Genomic DNA, 19,448 nt, shown 5'->3' on the forward strand with positions numbered 1-19,448 from the left:
GTTGACAACGGATAATCAGCTGTTGTTATACATCCAAGAAAGCTCGGAGGTAGCATGTCTGTGCGCGACGACCAGCTGGACACCCTGAAGGTGGACGGCAAGGATTACGACTATTACCGCATTGCGGATCTGCCGGGCATCGATCATCTGCCGTATTCGTTGAAGGTCCTCGTCGAGAACCTCGTGCGCAACATCGACGGCGCCAACATTACGGATGATCATGTCAAGGCCCTGTTGGATTGGGATCCGGCCGCACAGCCGAGTCATGAGATCCAATTCACCCCGTCCCGTGTGGTCATGCAGGACTTCACCGGCGTGCCGTGCATCGTCGATCTCGCCACCATGCGCGATGCGGTCAAGGAGCTGGGAGGCGATCCGGAGGTCATCAACCCGCAGGTGCAGTCCGACATGGTCATCGACCACTCCGTGCAGATCGACAAATACGGCGTGGCCGATGCGGTCGAACAGAACATGGACATCGAATATCAGCGCAACGGCGAACGCTACCAGTTCCTGCGCTGGGGGCAGCAGGCGTTCAAGAACTTCCGCGTGGTACCGCCGGGAACCGGCATCATCCATCAGGTCAACATCGAATACCTTGCCAAGGTCATCATGACCGCGGCCGCCGCAGACGGTCGTGAACTCGCCTATCTCGATTCCTGTGTGGGTACGGATTCACACACCACCACCGTCAACGGCCTGGGCGTGCTCGGCTGGGGCGTTGGCGGCATCGAGGCCGAAGCGGCCATGCTCGGCCAGCCGATTTCCATGCTCGTGCCGCGTGTCGTCGGATTCAAGCTCACCGGCTCCATTCCGGAGGGCGTCACCGCCACCGACGTGGTCCTGACCATCACCGACATGCTCCGCAAGCATGGCGTGGTCGGCAAGTTCGTGGAGTTCTATGGCGAAGGCATCGCTTCCGTGCCGTTGGCCAACCGCGCCACCATCGGCAACATGGGTCCGGAGTTCGGCTCCACCTGCGGCATCTTCCCGATCGACGGCGTCACACTTGATTATTTGCGCCTGACCGGCCGTTCCGAAGAGCAGATCGCACTTGTCGAAGCGTACGCCAAGGCCAACAAGCTGTGGGGAGACACCACCGATCCGAACTACGTGGAACCGCAATATTCCGAATACCTCGAACTCGACCTCGGTACGGTCGTGCCGTCCATCGCCGGGCCGAAGCGACCTCAGGACCGCATCGTGCTGACCGAGTCCAAGGCCAGGTTCGCCGAGACCCTGCCGGATTACGAGACCGACAAGACCGTGCAGGAGCCGGTTGCCGTCTCCACCGACTTCCGTGGCGACTTCGACATCAAGAACGGTGACGTGGCCATTGCGTCCATCACCTCCTGCACCAACACCTCCAATCCGTCCGTCATGATCGCCGCCGGTCTGATCGCCCGCAATGCACATGCCAAGGGACTCAAGCCGAAGCCGTGGGTCAAGACCTCGCTCGCCCCGGGCTCCCAAGTGGTGGCCGACTATCTGAAGGCCGCCGGCCTGCAGGACGATCTCGACGCGCTTGGCTACCAGCTGGTCGGTTTCGGCTGCGCCACCTGCATCGGCAACTCCGGTCCGCTACTGCCGGAAATCTCCGAAGCCATCAATGCCAACGACCTGACCGTCACTTCCGTACTGTCGGGCAACCGTAACTTCGAAGGCCGTATCAGCCCGGATGTCAAGATGAACTATCTGGCATCTCCTCCGTTGGTCATTGCCTACGCGCTCGCCGGTACCATGGACTTCGATTTTGAGACCCAGCCACTCGGCGAGGATACAGCCGGCAACGACGTATATCTCAAGGACATCTGGCCGACCAACGAAGAGGTCGCAGCCGTGGTCGACGGTACCGTCAGCCGTGAGATGTTCCTCAAGGATTACGCTTCCGTATTCGATGGCGATCATCGCTGGAAGGGCCTTGATGTGCCGGAAGGCGAGCTGTTTGCATGGGATGAGAATTCCACCTACGTGCGTAAGCAGACCTTCTTCGACGGCATGAAGGCCACCCCGGATCCGGTCAGTGACATTCATGGTGCCCGCGTGCTCGCGTTGCTCGGCGACTCCGTGACCACCGACCACATCTCTCCGGCAGGTGCGTTCAAGGCCACCAGCCCGGCCGGCAAGTATCTGACCGACCGCGGTGTCGAACCGAAGAACTTCAACTCCTATGGTTCCCGCCGAGGCAACCATGAGGTCATGGTGCGCGGCACCTTCGGCAACATCCGCCTGAGGAACCAGCTGCTCGCCTCCGTAGGCGAAGAAGTCACCCCCGGTGGTTTTACCTATGATTTCCTGGCCAAGAAGCCGACTACGATCTTCGAGGCATCCCGCGACTACATCAGCAACGACGTGCCGCTGGTTGTGCTTGCCGGCAAGGAATACGGCACCGGTTCCTCGCGTGACTGGGCCGCGAAGGGCACCGTCATGCTGGGCGTCAAGGCTGTCATTACCGAAAGCTTCGAACGCATCCACCGTTCCAACCTAATCGGTATGGGTGTGCTGCCGTTGCAGTTCCCGGCGGGTGAGTCCTATGAAAGCCTCGGTCTCGACGGTACGGAAACATATGACATTTCCGGCGTCGAGGAACTCAACAGCGGCTTCACCCCGAAGACGGTTCACGTTACCGCCACCCATGAGGATGGTTCCAAGACCGAGTTCGATGCGATCGTGCGCATCGACACTCCGGGTGAAGCGGACTATTACCGCAATGGAGGCATTCTCCAGTACGTCCTGCGTAATTTGATGAAGTAGGTGGGAACCTACCAGGGGGATGGGATCATCGGATTCCATCCCCCTTTTTTTCGTATGCTCGGCCCAATCGTGGCCGGTTCGCTCCATGATTGCTGCGGAAAGTTGGGTTATTGGCGGGTCACGTTGTTGATCCAGCGGTATTTGCGATAGTGGATCAGGGCGGGAATCATCTTGATGCATTCATCGGTATTGAGCAGTGCGTAGACCGCCAGCACCGGCAACTTGATTACGAAGGCGGATAGCAGACCAATCGGCACGACGATGGCCCACATGACGATCGCGTCGCAGACAAGACCGAATTTCGCGTCGCCGCCGGCTGGAAAAATACCTGCGATGGTCAGGTTGGTCAGGCATCCGCAGGCCGCATAGTATGCGCAGATGAGCAGCATGACCGACAGATAGTGCGTGGCTTGTGGCGTCAATCCAGCCCACCGCAATGCCAGAGGACGTACGGCGACGATCAGCAGTCCCGTGCCGACGCCAACCAGCGCCACCAGTCTGCATAGTCGATCGCCCATGATCCTCGCCTCTTCGAACGCATTGCGACCGAGCAGATTGCCGACCAGGATGCCACCGGCATTGCCGAGACCAAGACTTAAACAGACCAGCAGATCCTTGACGATATTGGCGATGGAGTTGGCCGCCACCGCATCCGCGCCAAGATGACCCATGATCACGGTGTACATGGTGAATCCGCAGCCCCACACCAGCTCGTTGCCGAGTACCGGCAGACTGTAATGCCAGAAATCCCGCTGAAGCATTACGTCCGGATGCAACATCATGCGCAACCGCAATCGTGGCCTGTCGTTTCGTGAGGCCACCGCAGCCGACCATATCAGCTCGATCGCGCGCGAAATCACCGTGGAGATCGCGGCTCCGAAAATCCCCAGTTCCGGCAGACCCAGCCAACCGTAAATCAGCATGGCATTCAACGCAACATGCACGATCACGCCAACCGTGCTCACCGTCATGCCAATGGTCGCGGCGCCGACGTTCTTCATCAGACACAGGTAGATCTGCGACAGGCCGATGAACAGGTAGGAGACCGACGAAATCCTCAGATACTGTGCACCGAGAGCGACCAGTGTGGCGTCGTTCGTCATGATCGACATCAGCGAATCCGGTAGCAGCAAGGTCGCGGCGAAGAACAGCAACGACAATCCACCGGCGTACAGCATGATGAACGCCAGCACCTTTTCCACCGCCTCCTTGTTGCCGGCACCCCAATACTGTGCGACGAGAATGCTCATGCCGAGCGTCAATGCGGCAAGGCACAGGCTGAAGATGAACTGGAACTGCGTGGCGAGTGATACCGCGGACAGCTCATCCTGCCCGACCCCCGCCAGCATCAACGTGTCGGCACAGGACGAGAGCGCCAGCATAAGCTGCTGAAACGCAATGGGCAGGGCTAGCGTCATGGTCTGACGCAAAAAATCATGCCAAGTTGCAACGGCTCTCAAGATGGCCTCCATAAGTCGGAATGTGGGTGCGGCGGGTACGAAAAACGGCGCCGGAACATGAGGCCGTGGCAAGTCAGCCATATTCCGGCGCCGTACCATGCGCGGTCGTGATTCACGGGATGGCGGCAGCTGTCCGCCGTCCACTCACATCAGCTTTTGAGCGAATCCTTCCACGCACGGTATTCGGCGGCTTTGCCTTCCCAGTATTCACGGTCGGCATCCGTGATCCTGCGAATGACATGACATGGATTGCCTACGGCCACCGAATGTGAGGGGATGTCCTTGACCACCACGGAGCCGGCACCAATCACCACATCGTCGCCGATGGTGACGCCGGGACCGACGACTACGTTGCCGCCGAACCAAACGTCGCTGCCGATGGTGATGGGTCGGGCTCCTTCCGGACCGGAGGAACCTACGGCGGCGTCGATCGGATGATATGGCGTGTATAGGCCTACTCTTGGTCCGAAGAACACGCGGTCGCCGATGGTGATCTTCGCGACGTCGAGGAAGATGCAGTCCATATTGGCATAGAAGTTGTCTCCGATGTACGTGTTGCAGCCGTAGTCGCAATTGAACGGCGGTTCCAGGAAACCACCTTTGCCGAGCGAGCCGAACAGCTCGTGGAACAACTCCTCGCGTTCCTTGAACGCGTCGTACTTCGACGTGTTGATGGCCTGCACGAGGCGGCGTTTGCGCATGTTCGCGTCCTGCTGCTGCGGACTGTCGGCAACATACAGTTCACCGGAAAGCATACGTTCCCATTCGTCCTTTGCCGGCTGGCTGATGGTGTCCGCCATGATGATGCTCCTCCTGCGTCGTACGTCAATCGATTGATGGATGCTGAGTACCATTCAATGCCCTTGTCGTTCGGCGACACCGCATTTCGTTGTACTATCGTTCCTAGATTTTGCACTATTTACCGAATCGAGTTGGCGGAGCGTTGGATGAACCAATCTGAACGGGCAGAGCGTCTACCTTATGAATTCATGCCGATCACCGGCTGGGGGCGCCTGCCCAACGGCGCGGAAATGGTGCAATACGACGCGCCGATGTTCTTTTCATTCACCGAACACTCCTTATTGCACCAATATCCGAACATGCGTGCGGAATGCCATTGGCATATCGACCTTGAATTCACGCATATCATCCACGGTCACATGTGGTATTTCGTGAATGGCGAGGTCATTCGTCTTGAGGAAGGACAGGCGATTTTCGTCAACTCACGCCAATTGCATTATGGGTTCACCGAAGACGGCACCGACTGCGAATTCTCTTGTACGCTGCTCAATCCCGCACGTATGAGCGCTCCCACCGCAGTGTATGAGCGATTCGTGATGCCGTTGGTGACGGATGAGTCGACGCCCTACGTCGTCCTGAACCCCGATGATGTGCACGGAAGCGAGTTGATCGGCCGCATCGTGCAACTGCACGATGCGAAATTCGGACGACCGGATGGTATGAGGTCTTCGGCGGTAGGCGATATGACATTGGCGGATGACACTGCGCCATTGACCGTACTCAGCTGCTTCTATGCGATACTGCGTGAACTGACCGTGATCGCACGCGAGCGCGGCGATGACGGCATGCACGACCATGCCGGACGGCATCCGCATGTCGCCACACTCGCCATGATGGTCGATTTCGTGCAGCAGCATTACGTGCATCAGATCACGTTGGCGCAGATAGCGGCGGCCGGATTGGTGGGACGCACCACGTGTACCGCGATCTTTCGCGAGTTGCTCGGTCAGACGCCGATCGAGTTCGTCAATGATGTGCGCGTCCGCGCCGCCGCGGAACTGCTGACGACCACGCAACTGCCGATCGCCACGATCGCCGCCCAGATGGGATTCTCCTCGGCCAGTTTTTTCACACGCACGTTCCGTAGGCTTATGCACATCACGCCGTTGGCCTATCGCAACGGCATGCTCCGTTCCTGACGTTGCGATAGGCCAACGGTGTGGGACTGGCTGCCGATTGCGGTCGAGTACTCCGATATCGCGAATTCGATCGGCATCCTTACTTCGCCAGCTGCGTGGTCGCAGGGGAGGCCAAGGTCGGACGGGTGCGACGGATACGACCCAGGGCCAGACCGAGGCAGACGAACGCTACGCCGAACAACGCCACCAGACCGATCGACGACGCCCATGCGCCATAGTCCACGCCGGTGTTCGAAGCCGTGCCGAGTCCGAACACGTTGTCGATGGACACGCACAGCCACCATCCCGGCAGCAGCTTGCCGATCATGATCATCGGGGCTGGCATCATGTCCACTGCGAACGACATGCCCGACGTGAACATGGTGAGCAGGCCGAATACGTTGACGAATCCATTCACGGCCATTTCGGAAAGAACGACCGATCCCAGCAGGAAACCGCAGGCGATGGCCATTAACGTATAGACCAGCAGCGAGACGAACGACAGTCCGACGTTGGCAATCGTCAGTCCTTCGAACGGCACTCCCGCCATCGTCATCAGCAGGAAGATCGCGGCGGTGTAGCCGATGCATACCAGCAGGCCGAACATGCAGCATGTGGCCACCTGCTGCAGTTCCAGCGATACCGAACGTTTCGGCGAGGCATAGAGTCGGCGGCGGATCTCGCTTTCGTTGAATGTGCCGATCACCAGGAACGTGCATATCGGCATGACCAGCAAGAGCGGATACAGGCCGGTTTTGATGGTGCTTGCGAATGCCGAGGCGGCCGGCTTGACGGTATCGGTATCGTTGGATGGCGCCTGGATGACGGCGACGGATGATTCCTTGATGTCTTTCTTCGCGATGTCCAATACTGTCCGTGCCGCATCGGACACGTTACGTGCGCCGGAGGGAAGTCCCAGATACGAGGTGCGTGTCAGCGAAAGAAACTCGTTGACCTTCAACTGTGCGAGCGAACCGGAACCGGAGGTGTAGCTCACCACCGTCTCGATGGCGGGCTGAGCGGCGGAACCGTCGGCCTCATTCAGATACCGCTGGTACCGTTCGGCGAATCCTTTCGGGATGATGGCGATCAGATCGACGTAGTTCGAGGCGACGGCCTGTTGTAACGATTCGTCGTCGTCCGCAATGTCGACGATTTCGCTGTCCGTCGACAGATAGGAACGCAGCGAGGATGCCAGGCCGTCGGCGTCTGCGTCGCGATCGATTATGGCCACTTGGGCGGCGCTCGGCTGATAGGTGGTGCTGTCCGCGTTTCGTGAGGCATGCATGATCTGCCAACTGATGCCCAACATCATCGCGCCGATCCATACAAGATAGATGATGACGTAAAGTTTGCGGGCATGGAGGATCCGCAATGCGGCTTTACAGGTATTCATAGCGTTGCCTCCTCAGGAAAGCGACCGCTGCTACCAGGCAGATCGCACTCATGGTGAGCAGTATGCCTATGGTTTTGAACAGCGGTGTGAAGCTGTCGTAGTAGAGAATGTCATAGAACAGGTTCGTGATCTGCTGGGCCGGGTTTATGAGGCTGAGCAATGGCGCATGCCGGGCGATCATATCGCTCAGGCCCATGGCGAACGAACCGTACAGTCCGGAGAAGAGCGACAGTATGCACGAGATTGCCGTGCACAATCCATGTTTGGCGCCGGTCGGCATCTTCGGTAGGGCTCCGATGAACATGCCGAATGCGCTCGCGGAGAAGGATGCCGCCGCGCAGGAGCCGATCGCGGCCCATTCGCGCCCGCCGAGCGATATGCCGCATCCGAAGCGGATGTACAGCATCGCGACCGTCAGGCTTAGGAACGAGCAGAACCAGCTGGCCAGGAATCCGGCTGCGAGCTGTTTCCATTTGGCCAATGGTGCCACGGAACGGCGGACGCCCAGCGTCGACAGATTCGCCTGCGCCATCGTCACCGTGCTCACGGCGAAGGTCATCGCCATCAGTGCGGTCATGCCCAGCAATGCGTAATAGTAACGGGCGGTTCCGTCCGGTTTGAAGTTCGTGAGCTTCACTTCCTTCGTGTATCCGGATATCGCGCCGATGCTTGAGGTCAGTCGTCCGTCCATCATGGCCGTCGGGTTGGTGGCGAGAATGTCGGTAATGACCATGCCGGTACGGTTGTACAGGTTGACGATGTTGTTCAGCATGGTCAGCGAGATGCCCAGACCGCTGCTGTTGGCCATCACATCCGTGACGCTGCCCTGCGTGGATTCGCTGACCGCCATATGCAACCGGCCGCTGGAGTCGGCATACAGGTAGCCTTGCGCCTTGCCGTCGGCGAGTAGCCTGTCGGCGGAGGCTCTCGATGTCGTCGGGATGGCGTTGATGAGTTTCGGCATATCGCCGTCGTCGTCGACGACCTTGCCCGTCGTATCGGAGTCCGAAGAGCCCCCATCGGTCGAGATGCCGGCAATCAGCGTCTGCAGGCCCGGATTCGCCTTCCAGTCCGCGTCTTCGACCACCGCCATGTCGAAGGTGTGCAATGCGTAGTTTTCGGAGATGTTGCCGAACATCCCGTTGAACATGGTGGCCAGGATGATGGGGAAGGCGAACAGCCAGAATAACTGTATTTTCTGACGAAAATGCAGTTTCAACGTGATCAGTAACGTCTGCAACATGGTGATCACACGCCTTTCAGTCGCGCAACGCCGTGCCGGTCAGCTCAAGGAACACGTCATTGAGCGTCGGCTGATGCGAGGTCAGATGCCCGATGTTCGTGCCGTTCGCCTCGAGTACGTTCAATACGTCGATGAGGTTGTGTTCGCCCCGGCGGCAGCGCACGGTCAGTTCGCGGCCGTCATAGGCCGCCTCCAACACGAAGGGGAGCGCGCGCAGTCGTTTGAGCATGATTGCGGTGTTCGAGCCGTCCGCGGTCCCTCCTAGGTCGGCGGTTTCCACACTGATCCGTTCGCCGGCGTCAATCATGGCTTTGAGCTCGTCGGCGGTGCCGAGCGCGAGGTGCCGGCCGTGATCCATGATGAGGATACGGTCGCAGATCTGTTCCACCTCTTCCATGTAATGGCTGGTGTAGATTACGGTCGCGCCCTCGCGGCTGAGCTTCTGGATGCCTTCGAGAATCGCATTGCGGCTCTGCGGGTCCACGGCCACGGTCGGTTCGTCGAAGAAAATCAGGTCGGGCTTATGCGCGATGCCGCATGCGATGTTGAGGCGGCGCAGCAGTCCGCCGGACAGTTTCGCCGGTCGGAATCTGCGGTAGTCCTGCAATCCCACGAAATCCAGCGCTTCGTTCACCAGCTCGCGTCGGCGGGCCTTGTCACCGACATAGAGCGAGCAGAAATAATCGATGTTCTCCTCGACGGTGAGCTCATTGAACACGGCGATGTTCTGAGGAACGATGCCGATGCGACGTTTCAGCGCGTAACTGGTCGGGCCGATCGGTTCCCCGAACACGCGTACCGTACCCGCGTCGAACGTGAGCAGCGCGAGTATGCAGTTGATCGCCGTGGTCTTGCCCGAACCGTTCGGCCCGAGCAGGCCGAAGATTTCGCCCTGACGTACGTCGAGGTCAAAATAGTCGAGCGCCAGCATATCGCCGTAACGTTTGACGAGATGCGTCACCTGCACCGCGCTCACGGTGGAATGGTCTTCGTTCATGGAATGCTCCTTGCTCCGTTGGTTCCATTGTCGTTCGCGGGAATTCTCCGACATGGTGCATGAAATCACGTCGTTCATGACGCCCATGACGGTTCATCATGACAATTGTCACGTTCGGACGCCGTCGTCGCCGAATACCGAAGCACGTGCATTACGCTTGAAGCAGTGGTATGACGGCGAGGCGAAACAGGTAAGGCATGCGGCGACTGACATTCCAAGGTCTGCTCATGATCATGGGCGTGCTTCTCGGCATCGCCGTGATCGGCGATGCCTCCCTGCAACTGATCTATGCGATGGTGCTCGCCATCTGCTGTGCCGCCGTCGGCGAATATACACGATTCGGCATCGTCACGTCTGCCGTGGTCTGTGCGTTCTCGCTCAATGCGGTATGGTGCCCGGAAATGTGCTGGCTGTTGCCGGTGATTGCGGTGGATGCGGCGGCGGTTCGTGGATGCGGGCCGCTCCGCCAAGGCGAAGCATGGTCGGATATGGGCAAGTGCGCGGCCCTGTGTGCGCGATGGGTCTGGACGATACCTCTCGCAGGTCTTGCGGTTCGTAGGAACATTGCGAATCTTCCATGGGATTGGGCGTGGATTGCGGTATTGTCCATGTTGACCATGCTGGGATTCGGCGTCGGACTGCAGCTTATGCGGCTTGATGATCTGCTCTTGCAGACCAAGCGCCTGCAGGACACGCGGCGAAACCAGATTCGCCAGTTGCGCAATCGGCTCTCCGAATCCGAGGAGGACCGTGCGGCCTCGGTGCGTTCGGCCATCCTGTCGGAACGTACCCGTATCGCCCGGGAGATTCATGACAATGTCGGGCATCTGCTGACCCGTGCCATCATGCAGTCCGAAGCATCTCAAGTGGTGGCGCAAATCTCCGGTCGGGATGCCGACGCACGGGGGTTCGAGGATATTCATGCGACGGTGAACGAGGCGATGACCATGGTGCGCAGATCGGTGCATGACCTGAAAGAGGAAGGTGCCGATTTCACCGCGCAGATCGATGCCGCCTCGCAGGCGGTGGGTCTTGAGGTGATGCTCGACAACGCCATTGATGATGCGCCCTCTCCGATCGCGCGTTGCTTCGCCACCACGATTCGTGAGGCGTTGAACAATACCGTCAGGCACAGTGACGCCGAAACCGTGCATATCACGTTGCGTGATATGCCGGCATTGTGGCAGCTGGTCGTGCAGGACGACGGCCATGCCATGCCGGCGAAACCCCGTGACGATGGGGGCATCGGCCTGGCCGATATCGAGGAGCGCGCCCGGGCCTTGGGCGGTAGCGCCGTCTGCGGGCCGTATCATGGAGGATGGCGGGTGTTCGTATCGATTCCCAAGTCGAAGGAGGCCTCATCATGAAAGTCGCCATCGCCGATGATGATCCGATCGTCTGCTCGTCGTTGGCGACGATTCTTGCGGCGACCGGTGCCGCGGAGGTGCCTTGGACCGCAAACAGCGGCGAAGCCGCCATGTCCAAATATGACGAGAACGTTCCCGACATGCTGCTCATTGACGTACAGATGCCCGGCATGGACGGATTGACCGCGTCCGAGCGCATCCTTCATGCTCATCCGGACGCCCGCATCCTTGTACTGACCACGTTCGCGGATGAGGCGTATATCGCCAAAGCCATGGAGATCGGTACGAAAGGCTATCTCATCAAGCAGGACGTCTCTTCCGTCATCCCGGCGGTGCAGGCCGTCATGGCGGGGCAGATCGTCATGGGCGCGGAGGTTCTCGCGAAGTTGCGGTTCGCCAATGGTACGGCGCCAACGGCAGCGCGACCGAACGAACCGCAGGACTCAGGGTGCATGGATGCTCCCGACCGTTTCGCGCATCTCACCGACCGTGAGCGTGACGTGGTGGAGTTGGTCGCCGAGGGCCTTGACAACCGTGAGATCGCGGCGAAACTGTTCTTAAGCGAGGGCACGGTACGTAACCGCATCAGCGACATTCTCGCCAAAACCAATATTTCGAACCGTACGAAGCTCGCCGTCGAATGGCTTGCCGGCCATTGAGTCCGTCGGAGGAATTGGCTGAAGGGGGGTCAGCGTTTCTTGAGTCGGTAGGCTTTCCAGATGTCGCTGAGCTTTTGGCCGTTCGAGGTGCGTTTCCATACGGTCAGTCCCGCACTGCCGCCGCCGACGGCCCGGGCGGCAGCGGTGGGGGAGGCGTATTCCTGCCCGTCATCCATGCGTAGCTTGCCTTCGGCGGTGACGGTCACCACCCAGCGTTCGCCCTTGCGCGGTCGGTCCCAGACCAGCGTTTCGCCCGGAATGAGCAACCCGGCCTCCAGAATCTGCATGATGGTCACGCGTTTCGAGGTCGGCGTCTTGGCCTCGGTTTTTCTGGTGAGGAATTCCTCGCTTAACGTGGACAGGTCGGTACGTTCCGCATCGTAGCGAATGTTCCAATGATCGGCGATAAGCCGGATGGTTTCATCCTGTCGGAATTGCAGGGTCTGAGGAGTGCATTGGGCGATATCGGCAAGCTGCGCGGTCAGGGGGAATCGTTTGGAGCTCGCCGACAGGAGCATGCGGTCGCGGCGTTCCTCAAAGGATGCGAGCGGCGCAAGCTGGCGTTCATTGGCCTGGCTAAGCGCAAGATTGCCGATACGGTTGGCCCAATGGTCACGTACGGCTTCCGGCCAATCGGCGAACGACGAACCCGACACGACCTGTTCGGGCATGATCGCAACGGCGTTGAGACTACGCGGTCGGGTGATGCGCAATCCCGCCTGCTGCTCGTTCGCGCGAATGAGCAGCAGACGCTTCAGCGCGGGACCGGTCTGTAGCTCGCCACGCAGGTGGGCCAGCGCGCTCCGGCGGTCATCGTCGGTGATGAGGAATCCGCGGATCTGCTGCAGGGTGTGGCCTCGTTCGAGGTCGCGGATGGCGCTCGCCGAACGCGTACGTCGGTACAGCGGGCTTTGTCTGTTCAGGCTGTCCACGCCGGTGACGCGTTCCAGTGCGGACAGAACGTCGCGCAGGCGTGCCATGTCGTGCAGTTGCAGGTCTTCGTCGTTCTTCCCGTTCGTGGTGGTTTCCCTCGTATGCGCTCCGGGTTTGGAGAACACGCGGGCGGCGTCGCTGCCGAGATTGCGGATGGAATTGACCAGCGCCCACATGGCGACCGGTTTCCAGTCGGTGGTCTGATAATCGTTGAGTGCCACGAGCTGGCCTACCACGTCGTCCGGCAGGTTCGCGTCGGTCGGTCTGCTGATGATAAGCCATGCGTTGGCATAGGGCGCCAGCACGTCGTCGATGAACGAGATGACGTTCTGATCCCTGACATACGGTTTGAGTACGTCGTTGCGGAACTCCTCGAGCAGTTGCGTGCAGACGGCCTTGTGCGAGACGATCAGGTGCAGGTCCGAGAAGAATTCCTCCAGAAGTTGCGAATCGTCGCCAAGCGGATCCATGATGTCATCCCAACGGGTCGCGTAGACGGTACGTGCGACCGGCGAGATGGCGGCGACCGATTTCGCTTTGAATACGTCAGATGCGGTCAGGGGAACGCCTCGCATGTTCATCACGTCGAAGATGCGATGCGCCCCGGCCAGATCGTCGGTGGTCACGATCACCAGCGTGACCTCGTTGACCAGATACGAGGCGAAACGGCGTCGGTCGTGGTCTTCCATCTTCGCAAGCTCATCGAAGACCTGTCGTGTATTGACGGCGATGTTGCGTTGCGCGTTGGATTCGATGTCGCCGTCGCGCAGGTCGAACAATCCCTCCAAATCGCCTTCCTGCACATACATGCGGAAGAAGTCGGTGTCGCGTTCGCGCAGTTTCAGACGCGGTTGCGCCTTGATGCCGCGCAGTTTGTCGCCTGGCTCGAGAATAAGCTCGTTGAGACTGCCAATAAGGTCCGGGTCGGTTTCCAACTCGCGCAGTACGGAGATGATGATGGACAGCGAGATGAGGCGCTGTTGTCCGTCGATGACCTGGTATCTGGCCGAACCGTCCTTGACGAGAATCAGGGAGCCCAGAAAGTAGGGGCTGTCCGGATTCGCGCACGCGTCCTGCAGGTCGCTCACCAGCTGCGAGACGTTGTCCGCCTGCCATGTGTAGGCGCGTTGGAAGGAAGGGATGGTGAACTGATAGTCGGAGGTGAACACTTTGCCCAAAGGCTTTTCCGTGGCGCTGATTGACATGCTGACCTTCCCGTCGGGACCGTTTCCTACCAGTCTAGATGTGGGCGTTGTTCCGTATGTGATGAAGGGGGAAGCCGTGGCGTGTCGGCATGGGATTCGCAAAAACCGGCGTCGCAATGTGCGTTGATGAATAAAGTCCGGGTTTGTGCCGATTCCGTCATATTGGTACGGGATATTCATGAAATAGTCAGAAAAATCCCGTACTGTTATGCGTAATCGAGGTAAGGAGCAATTATGACATTCGGTCAGCAGCCCCAGGGCGGCAACACCCCCAACAACAATCTCAACGGCCAGCAGCCGCAATATCAGTACCAATACAATGCCCAGCAGCCGCAGTATGGCCAGTCCCAGTACCAGCAGTACGGCTACGCGCAGAACGGCACCGCGGCCATCAACACCCAGGCGACCTATGCCTATGAGGAGGCACAGCGCGTTTCCGTGACCCGGGCCTACGGCGAGATGACCATTGGTCTGCTCGTCACCGCCGTGGTCGCCATCGTCACGCAGATGACCGGCCTGTACATCACGTTCCTCCAATACACCGGCATCTTCGGCGTATTCGCACCGGCCATCGTCCAGATCGTGCTGGCCGTCTATCTCGGTGCCCGCATCACCAGGATGACGCCTTCCTCGGCGCGCGTCATGTTCTATGTGTACGCCGCGCTCATGGGCTTTACCCTGAGCATCATCTTCGCCGTCTATGACCTCGGCACCATCGGCATTTCACTGGCCTTGTGCGCTGGGTTCTTCTTCGCGCTGACCATGCTCGGCCGCACCACCAAGTTCAACATGCTCAAGGCGGGACCGGTCCTGCTTGCAGGCCTTATCGTGCTCATCATCGCCGAAGTGCTGCTGGCGATCTTCGCACCGGGCGACACCGCCCTGATGCTCATCTCCGCCATCGGGCTGGTGCTGTTCGCCGGTATGACCGTCTACGACGCCCAGGCCACCCGCGCCCTGTTCGCCCAGTACGCGGGCGAAGGTCCGGACATGATCAAGAAGATCTCGATTCTGTGCGCGTTGAATCTCTATCTCGACTTCGTGAACATGTTCCTGTACATCCTGCGTCTGTTCGGCAGCCGTAACTGAGGCACATCGAGTAACGACGTTCGCGTCGCTTGTTGGCCTGACCAGAATATGGTCAGGCCTTTTTGTTGGTAAACGGCCTGCTTTACGGTTGTTCCTCATGAAGAGCAAAGAGATCGGAGGCATGGCCTGCCTGATATTGACGGCCATGATTTGGGGATTCGCGTTCGTGTCGCAGGTGCAGGGCATGGCTTCCATGACGCCCCTGTTCTTCAACGCCACGCGATTCACGCTGGGGGCCCTTTCGTTGCTGCCGTTGTTATGGTTCAGACGGCGCGGCAAGGCCACGGCCGGATCTCGAACGGCATATGATGCAGGCGAACGGCCGGTTCTTGAGCTCGGGGACGGCAAGGTCATGGATCTGCCGAAATGGACCGCCAGCCCCGTGGCGGTCAGCGTCATCTGCGGCGTGGTGCTCTTTTCTGCCAGCACGGTGCAGCAGTATGGCGTGCTCTACAGTGGTTCGGCGGGGCGTTCCGGCTTCATCACCGCACTGTATATCGTTATGACGCCGCTGCTTGCCTTCGTGGTGCTACGTCGTCGCATCCATCTGAGCGTCGTGATCAGTGTGGCCATAGCCGTGGTCGGTTTCTATCTGCTGTGCGTCACCGATGGCTTTGGCTCCATCACCATCGCCGACGTGGTGCTCCTATTTACCGCCGTGTTGTTCGCCACGCACATCCTGGTAATCGATACGTTCGGCCGGAAAATGGATGTGATCGCGCTCTCGTTCGGTCAAATCGCCACAACCGCCGTGTTGAGCTGGGTAGGTTCGTTCGTCGAAGGCTCCGTCGACTGGGCGGGAGCGGGCCATGCGTGGTTCGCCATAGTCTATGCGGGCGTCGGATCCGCCGGCATAGCCTACACCCTGCAGGTGGTCGGACAGCAATTGGTGCCACCCACGCGAGCATCCGTGATCATGTCCCTCGAATCGTTCTTTTCCGTAATCGGCGGTGCACTGCTGCTTGGTGAGGTCATGACGATGCGTGCCTATGTCGGCTGTGCGCTGATTTTCGCGGGAACCGTGCTTGCGCAGATACCGGTCAGGGTGCCACGGTTGCGGCGGTGCGAGCAGTCGGATGATGCGGTGCTCGGTGCGGAACGGCGCAGATGATGATCAGCTGGTCTTCGGGGCTTCGCCGACCTGCGGTGCGCCGTTGATGTCGCGATGGATGTTCTGCATCTGCGTTTCGATGTTCTGCAGGCTGCGCGCACAATCGAGCAACGTCTGCGAATGCTCGGACAGCTTGGCATCCGGAAGATCCGTCTTGTAGCGCAGCGCATGTTCCAGACTCGCCCAATAGTCCATGGCGATGGTGCGGAACTGTACTTCGACCGGTGTGTAGTGCGGGCCTGAAGATAGGAACACCGGCACTGCATAGATCACATGCAGCGAACGGTAGCCGTTCTGCTTGGGATTCCTGATGTAGTCCTTGACCCGCAGTACCTGAATGTCGTTCTGAGCCGACAGATAGTTGGATACGGAATACACGTCGTCCCGATAGTTGCAGATCACGCGGATGCCGGCCACATCGAACAGGTTGTCCTTGATGGCATTGACGGTAAGCGGCAGGTCACGCCTTTTCAGCTTGCCCAGAATGGAATTGACGGACTTCAGACGACGTTCCATATGATGGATCGGATCATGCGAGAAGCGTACCTGGAACTCCGAATCGAGGATTTCCAGCTTGGTGCTGATCTCGTACATGGCACCCTCATACACCTGCATCTGATCGATGAATTCGGTGATCTGATCGGCAGGGAATGCCCCCTTGCCGAAGTCCACATTCTTCAATCTGGCTTTGAGATCGGCAGTGTTGATGCGGCTTTGTCTGTCAAGTATCACGGGCAACAGTGTACCCATGATGCCCCTAACGACACTGTGAAAAGACCGAGGAAGCGCTTCGTATTCACGCAATCGCCATGATTGTCGCCTCGTTCATCAATCTCTGGGCGGCCCTGCCGATAGCATGGTGCGTTATGAATGAAGACATGATGACCGAGGCGGAGCGTGCCTCGAAACTGGCCGAACCGACCGTCGACACGGCCCCCGTGCGGGGTAGGGGCGTGTTCTACGTGCATACACTCGGCTGCCAGATGAACGTGCATGATTCCGAACGCATCGCGGGCGTACTTGAGAGTGCCGGCTATGTTCCGGCCACCGAGGAACAGTATATGGATCATGATGTGGACCTGATCGTCATGAATACGTGTGCGGTGCGCGAGAATGCCGCCGAACGCATGTACGGCACCATCGGCCTATGGGCCGAGATGAAGCGCGAACGCCCGAACCTGCAAATCGCCGTCGGTGGATGCATGGCGCAGCTCGATCGTGAGCGGATCGCCGAGAAGGCCCCATGGGTCGATGCCGTGTTCGGTACGAAGAACATCGGCTCTCTGCCACAGCTGCTCGACCAGGCCCGCGTCCAAGGGCATGCGCAGGTCAAGGTGGAGGAGGAACTGAATTATTTCCCGAGCCAGCTGCCCACCGATCGTGCCTCTCGGGTATCGAGCTGGGTGGCCATCTCCGTGGGGTGCAATAACACGTGCACGTTCTGCATCGTGCCGACCACGCGTGGCAAGGAACATGATCGACGTCCGGGCGACATCCTCGCCGAGATTCGCCAATGCGTCGATGAAGGTGCCAAGGAAATCACGTTGCTCGGGCAAAATGTGAACTCCTTCGGCTACGGCATCGGCGATCGTTTCGCCTTTTCCAAGCTGTTGCGCGCCTGCGGCGAGATCGAGGGCCTGGAGCGTGTGCGTTTCACGTCGCCGCATCCGGCAGCCTTCACTGACGATGTGATCGCCGCCATGGCCGAAACGCCGAATGTCATGCATCAGTTGCATTTCCCGTTGCAATCCGGTTCCGACAGGATTCTGCGCGCGATGCGCCGCTCCTACCGTTCCGCGAAGTTTCTGGATATTCTGCGTAAGATTCGCGAGGCCATGCCGGACGCGCAGATCTCCACGGACATCATCGTCGGCTTCCCCGGCGAGACGGAGGAGGACTTCCAGGAGACCATGCGCGTGGTCGAGGAGGCGAGATTCTCGTCTGCATTCACGTTCATCTACTCGCCACGCCCCGGCACGCCGGCCGCCGAGATGGAACAGGTGCCGCATGATGTGGTCCAGAACCGTTTCGAGCGTCTTGTCGCCCTGCAGGAGCGCATTACCGAAGAGAATCTCAAGATCTTCGAAGGCCGTGACGTCGAAGTGATGGTCACCGGTGCGTCCGGCAGGAAGGATGCCGCCACCCATCGCGTGACCGGTCGCGAAAGGACCGGAGTGCTCGTGCATGTCGGCATTCCGGAAGGTGAGCCGATGCCGCAGGTGGGAGATTTCGTCACCGCCACCGTCACCCATGCAGGCCGGCATAATCTCATCGCCGATCCCGATCCGAAGGCAGGCCAGACCTATGCCGTCCGTCACTGAGGAACAGTCGCGACGTGTGGTCTCCATCGTGGGGCCCACCGCATCCGGCAAGACGGGACTCGGCATCGCCATCGCCAAAGCGCTGGCGTCCAAAGGCGAAAGGGCCGAAATCGTCAACGCCGATGCCTACCAGATGTATAGGGGCATGGATATCGGCACCGCCAAGGCGAGCGCCGAGGAACGGGCTCAGGTCAGGCATCATCTCATCGACATCATCGATCCGGATGACGCCATGTCGGTGGCTCGCTTCCAGGAGTTGGCACGCGAGAAGATCACCGAACTGCAGGGGCAGGGCATTCGTCCGATCCTGGTCGGCGGTTCCGGCCTGTACGCACGTGCCGCAATCGACGACATTTCGTTCCCCGGCACCGATCCGAACGTGCGTGACAGGTTGGAGGAACGTGAGAGGACGGAGGGTGCCGGAGCGCTGTTCGACGAGCTCAAGGCCAAGGATCCGCAGGCGGCGGCGCGCATGGATCCACATAATCCGCGTCGCACCATCCGTGCGCTGGAAGTGATCGAAGTGACCGGTCGTCCGTATTCGGCAAGCCTGCCACACTATCGATATGTGATTCCCACCGTGCAGATCGGTCTTGATCTGCCACGCGAAGAGTTGGATCGTCGCATCGACATCCGTACCAAGCAGATGCTGGAAGGCGGATTCATCGAGGAGGTGGAGCGGATTCGCCCTCGGCTCGGCATCACCGCCGCCAAGGCGCTCGGCTATCAGCAGGTCGTCGACTATCTGGACGGTCTGCGTGATCTGAACGACACGTTCATGGACATCGCGCAGAAAACAAAACGGCTTGCCCGCAAACAGATGGGCTGGTTCGGCCGGGATCCGCGCATCCACTGGCTACAGGCGCTCAATCCCGCCCTGCTTGACAACGCGATGGCCATCATCGGGCATGCGGACGCCGGCGACTACGATGCCATTGACGCACAGGCCGATGCCTACACGCAACATCACCTCGGTGACATCGACTGAGAACGG

At 59.5% G+C, this 19,448-nt stretch carries 15 protein-coding genes; 8 read left to right on the forward strand and 7 right to left on the reverse strand.

Annotated elements, in window-relative coordinates; translation table 11 throughout:
• Nucleotides 1-54 precede the first annotated feature (54 nt).
• A complete protein-coding gene (gene acnA / locus HMPREF1494_RS06755) occupies nt 55-2,754 on the forward strand; it encodes an aconitate hydratase AcnA (protein ID WP_034521316.1) in 2,700 nt (899 codons plus the stop codon).
• Between the two features lie 107 nt (nt 2,755-2,861).
• On the opposite strand, the gene HMPREF1494_RS06760 is transcribed toward acnA, so the two are convergent.
• Nucleotides 2,862-4,226, reverse strand: a complete 1,365-nt coding sequence (locus HMPREF1494_RS06760; RefSeq protein ID WP_003839592.1) for an MATE family efflux transporter — start codon at nt 4,224-4,226, stop codon at nt 2,862-2,864.
• A gap of 137 nt (nt 4,227-4,363) precedes the next feature.
• Nucleotides 4,364-5,014: a sugar O-acetyltransferase gene (locus HMPREF1494_RS06765; RefSeq protein ID WP_034521319.1), complete on the reverse strand. Its 651-nt coding sequence runs from the start codon at nt 5,012-5,014 to the stop codon at nt 4,364-4,366.
• 189 nt (nt 5,015-5,203) lie between these two features.
• On the opposite strand from HMPREF1494_RS06765, the gene HMPREF1494_RS06770 reads away from it, so the two are divergent.
• Nucleotides 5,204-6,154, forward strand: a complete 951-nt coding sequence (locus HMPREF1494_RS06770; RefSeq protein ID WP_051404742.1) for an AraC family transcriptional regulator — start codon at nt 5,204-5,206, stop codon at nt 6,152-6,154.
• Between the two features lie 79 nt (nt 6,155-6,233).
• Here HMPREF1494_RS06770 and HMPREF1494_RS06775 read toward each other — a convergent pair whose 3' ends face one another.
• The 3 genes from HMPREF1494_RS06775 to HMPREF1494_RS06785 are packed head-to-tail and all read right to left on the reverse strand — an operon-like array spanning nt 6,234 to nt 9,769.
• Entirely contained in the window at nt 6,234-7,529 is a 1,296-nt protein-coding gene (locus HMPREF1494_RS06775; RefSeq protein ID WP_003839597.1) for an ABC transporter permease, read from the reverse strand.
• On the reverse strand, nt 7,516-8,772 hold the full coding sequence (locus HMPREF1494_RS06780; RefSeq protein ID WP_003839599.1) for an ABC transporter permease: 1,257 nt from the start codon (nt 8,770-8,772) through the stop codon (nt 7,516-7,518). The genes HMPREF1494_RS06775 and HMPREF1494_RS06780 overlap by 14 nt, the downstream gene beginning before the upstream one ends.
• Nucleotides 8,773-8,788: 16 nt before the next feature.
• Nucleotides 8,789-9,769, reverse strand: a complete 981-nt coding sequence (locus HMPREF1494_RS06785; RefSeq protein WP_012902285.1) for an ABC transporter ATP-binding protein — start codon at nt 9,767-9,769, stop codon at nt 8,789-8,791.
• 197 nt (nt 9,770-9,966) lie between these two features.
• Between HMPREF1494_RS06785 and HMPREF1494_RS06790 the strand changes: the two genes are divergently transcribed.
• Together HMPREF1494_RS06790 and HMPREF1494_RS06795 are read left to right on the forward strand one after the other, a co-directional pair.
• On the forward strand, nt 9,967-11,136 hold the full coding sequence (locus HMPREF1494_RS06790) for a sensor histidine kinase (protein ID WP_034521325.1): 1,170 nt from the start codon (nt 9,967-9,969) through the stop codon (nt 11,134-11,136).
• On the forward strand, nt 11,133-11,795 hold the full coding sequence (locus HMPREF1494_RS06795) for a response regulator transcription factor (protein WP_034521329.1): 663 nt from the start codon (nt 11,133-11,135) through the stop codon (nt 11,793-11,795). Before HMPREF1494_RS06790 ends, HMPREF1494_RS06795 begins: the two co-directional genes overlap by 4 nt.
• 29 nt (nt 11,796-11,824) lie before the next feature.
• Here the strand turns inward: HMPREF1494_RS06795 and HMPREF1494_RS06800 are convergent, their stop codons facing one another.
• Nucleotides 11,825-13,933 (reverse strand): GmrSD restriction endonuclease domain-containing protein, encoded by a 2,109-nt coding sequence (locus HMPREF1494_RS06800; RefSeq protein WP_034521330.1) that lies wholly within the window; start codon nt 13,931-13,933, stop codon nt 11,825-11,827.
• Between the two features lie 234 nt (nt 13,934-14,167).
• Between HMPREF1494_RS06800 and HMPREF1494_RS06805 the strand changes: the two genes are divergently transcribed.
• Both HMPREF1494_RS06805 and HMPREF1494_RS06810 read left to right on the forward strand, forming a co-directional pair.
• Entirely contained in the window at nt 14,168-15,022 is an 855-nt protein-coding gene (locus HMPREF1494_RS06805; RefSeq protein ID WP_034521334.1) for a Bax inhibitor-1/YccA family protein, read from the forward strand.
• A gap of 97 nt (nt 15,023-15,119) precedes the next feature.
• The gene (locus HMPREF1494_RS06810; protein ID WP_003839617.1) at nt 15,120-16,133 is read left to right on the forward strand and encodes a DMT family transporter; all 1,014 of its coding nucleotides are present in this window, start codon (nt 15,120-15,122) and stop codon (nt 16,131-16,133) included.
• A gap of 3 nt (nt 16,134-16,136) precedes the next feature.
• Here the strand turns inward: HMPREF1494_RS06810 and HMPREF1494_RS06815 are convergent, their stop codons facing one another.
• A complete protein-coding gene (locus tag HMPREF1494_RS06815; protein WP_003841456.1) occupies nt 16,137-16,883 on the reverse strand; it encodes a GTP pyrophosphokinase in 747 nt (248 codons plus the stop codon).
• 116 nt (nt 16,884-16,999) lie between these two features.
• Here HMPREF1494_RS06815 and miaB point away from each other — a divergent pair, with 116 nt between their 5' ends.
• Both miaB and miaA read left to right on the forward strand, forming a co-directional pair.
• Nucleotides 17,000-18,454, forward strand: coding sequence for a tRNA (N6-isopentenyl adenosine(37)-C2)-methylthiotransferase MiaB (gene miaB, locus HMPREF1494_RS06820; protein ID WP_003844040.1), 1,455 nt, complete (start codon nt 17,000-17,002; stop codon nt 18,452-18,454).
• Nucleotides 18,438-19,442, forward strand: coding sequence for a tRNA (adenosine(37)-N6)-dimethylallyltransferase MiaA (gene miaA / locus HMPREF1494_RS06825; RefSeq protein WP_034521337.1), 1,005 nt, complete (start codon nt 18,438-18,440; stop codon nt 19,440-19,442). The genes miaB and miaA overlap by 17 nt, the downstream gene beginning before the upstream one ends.
• Nucleotides 19,443-19,448 lie beyond the last annotated feature (6 nt).

Source organism: Bifidobacterium sp. MSTE12 (assembly GCF_000513015.1).
Taxonomy (GTDB): domain Bacteria; phylum Actinomycetota; class Actinomycetes; order Actinomycetales; family Bifidobacteriaceae; genus Bifidobacterium; species Bifidobacterium dentium.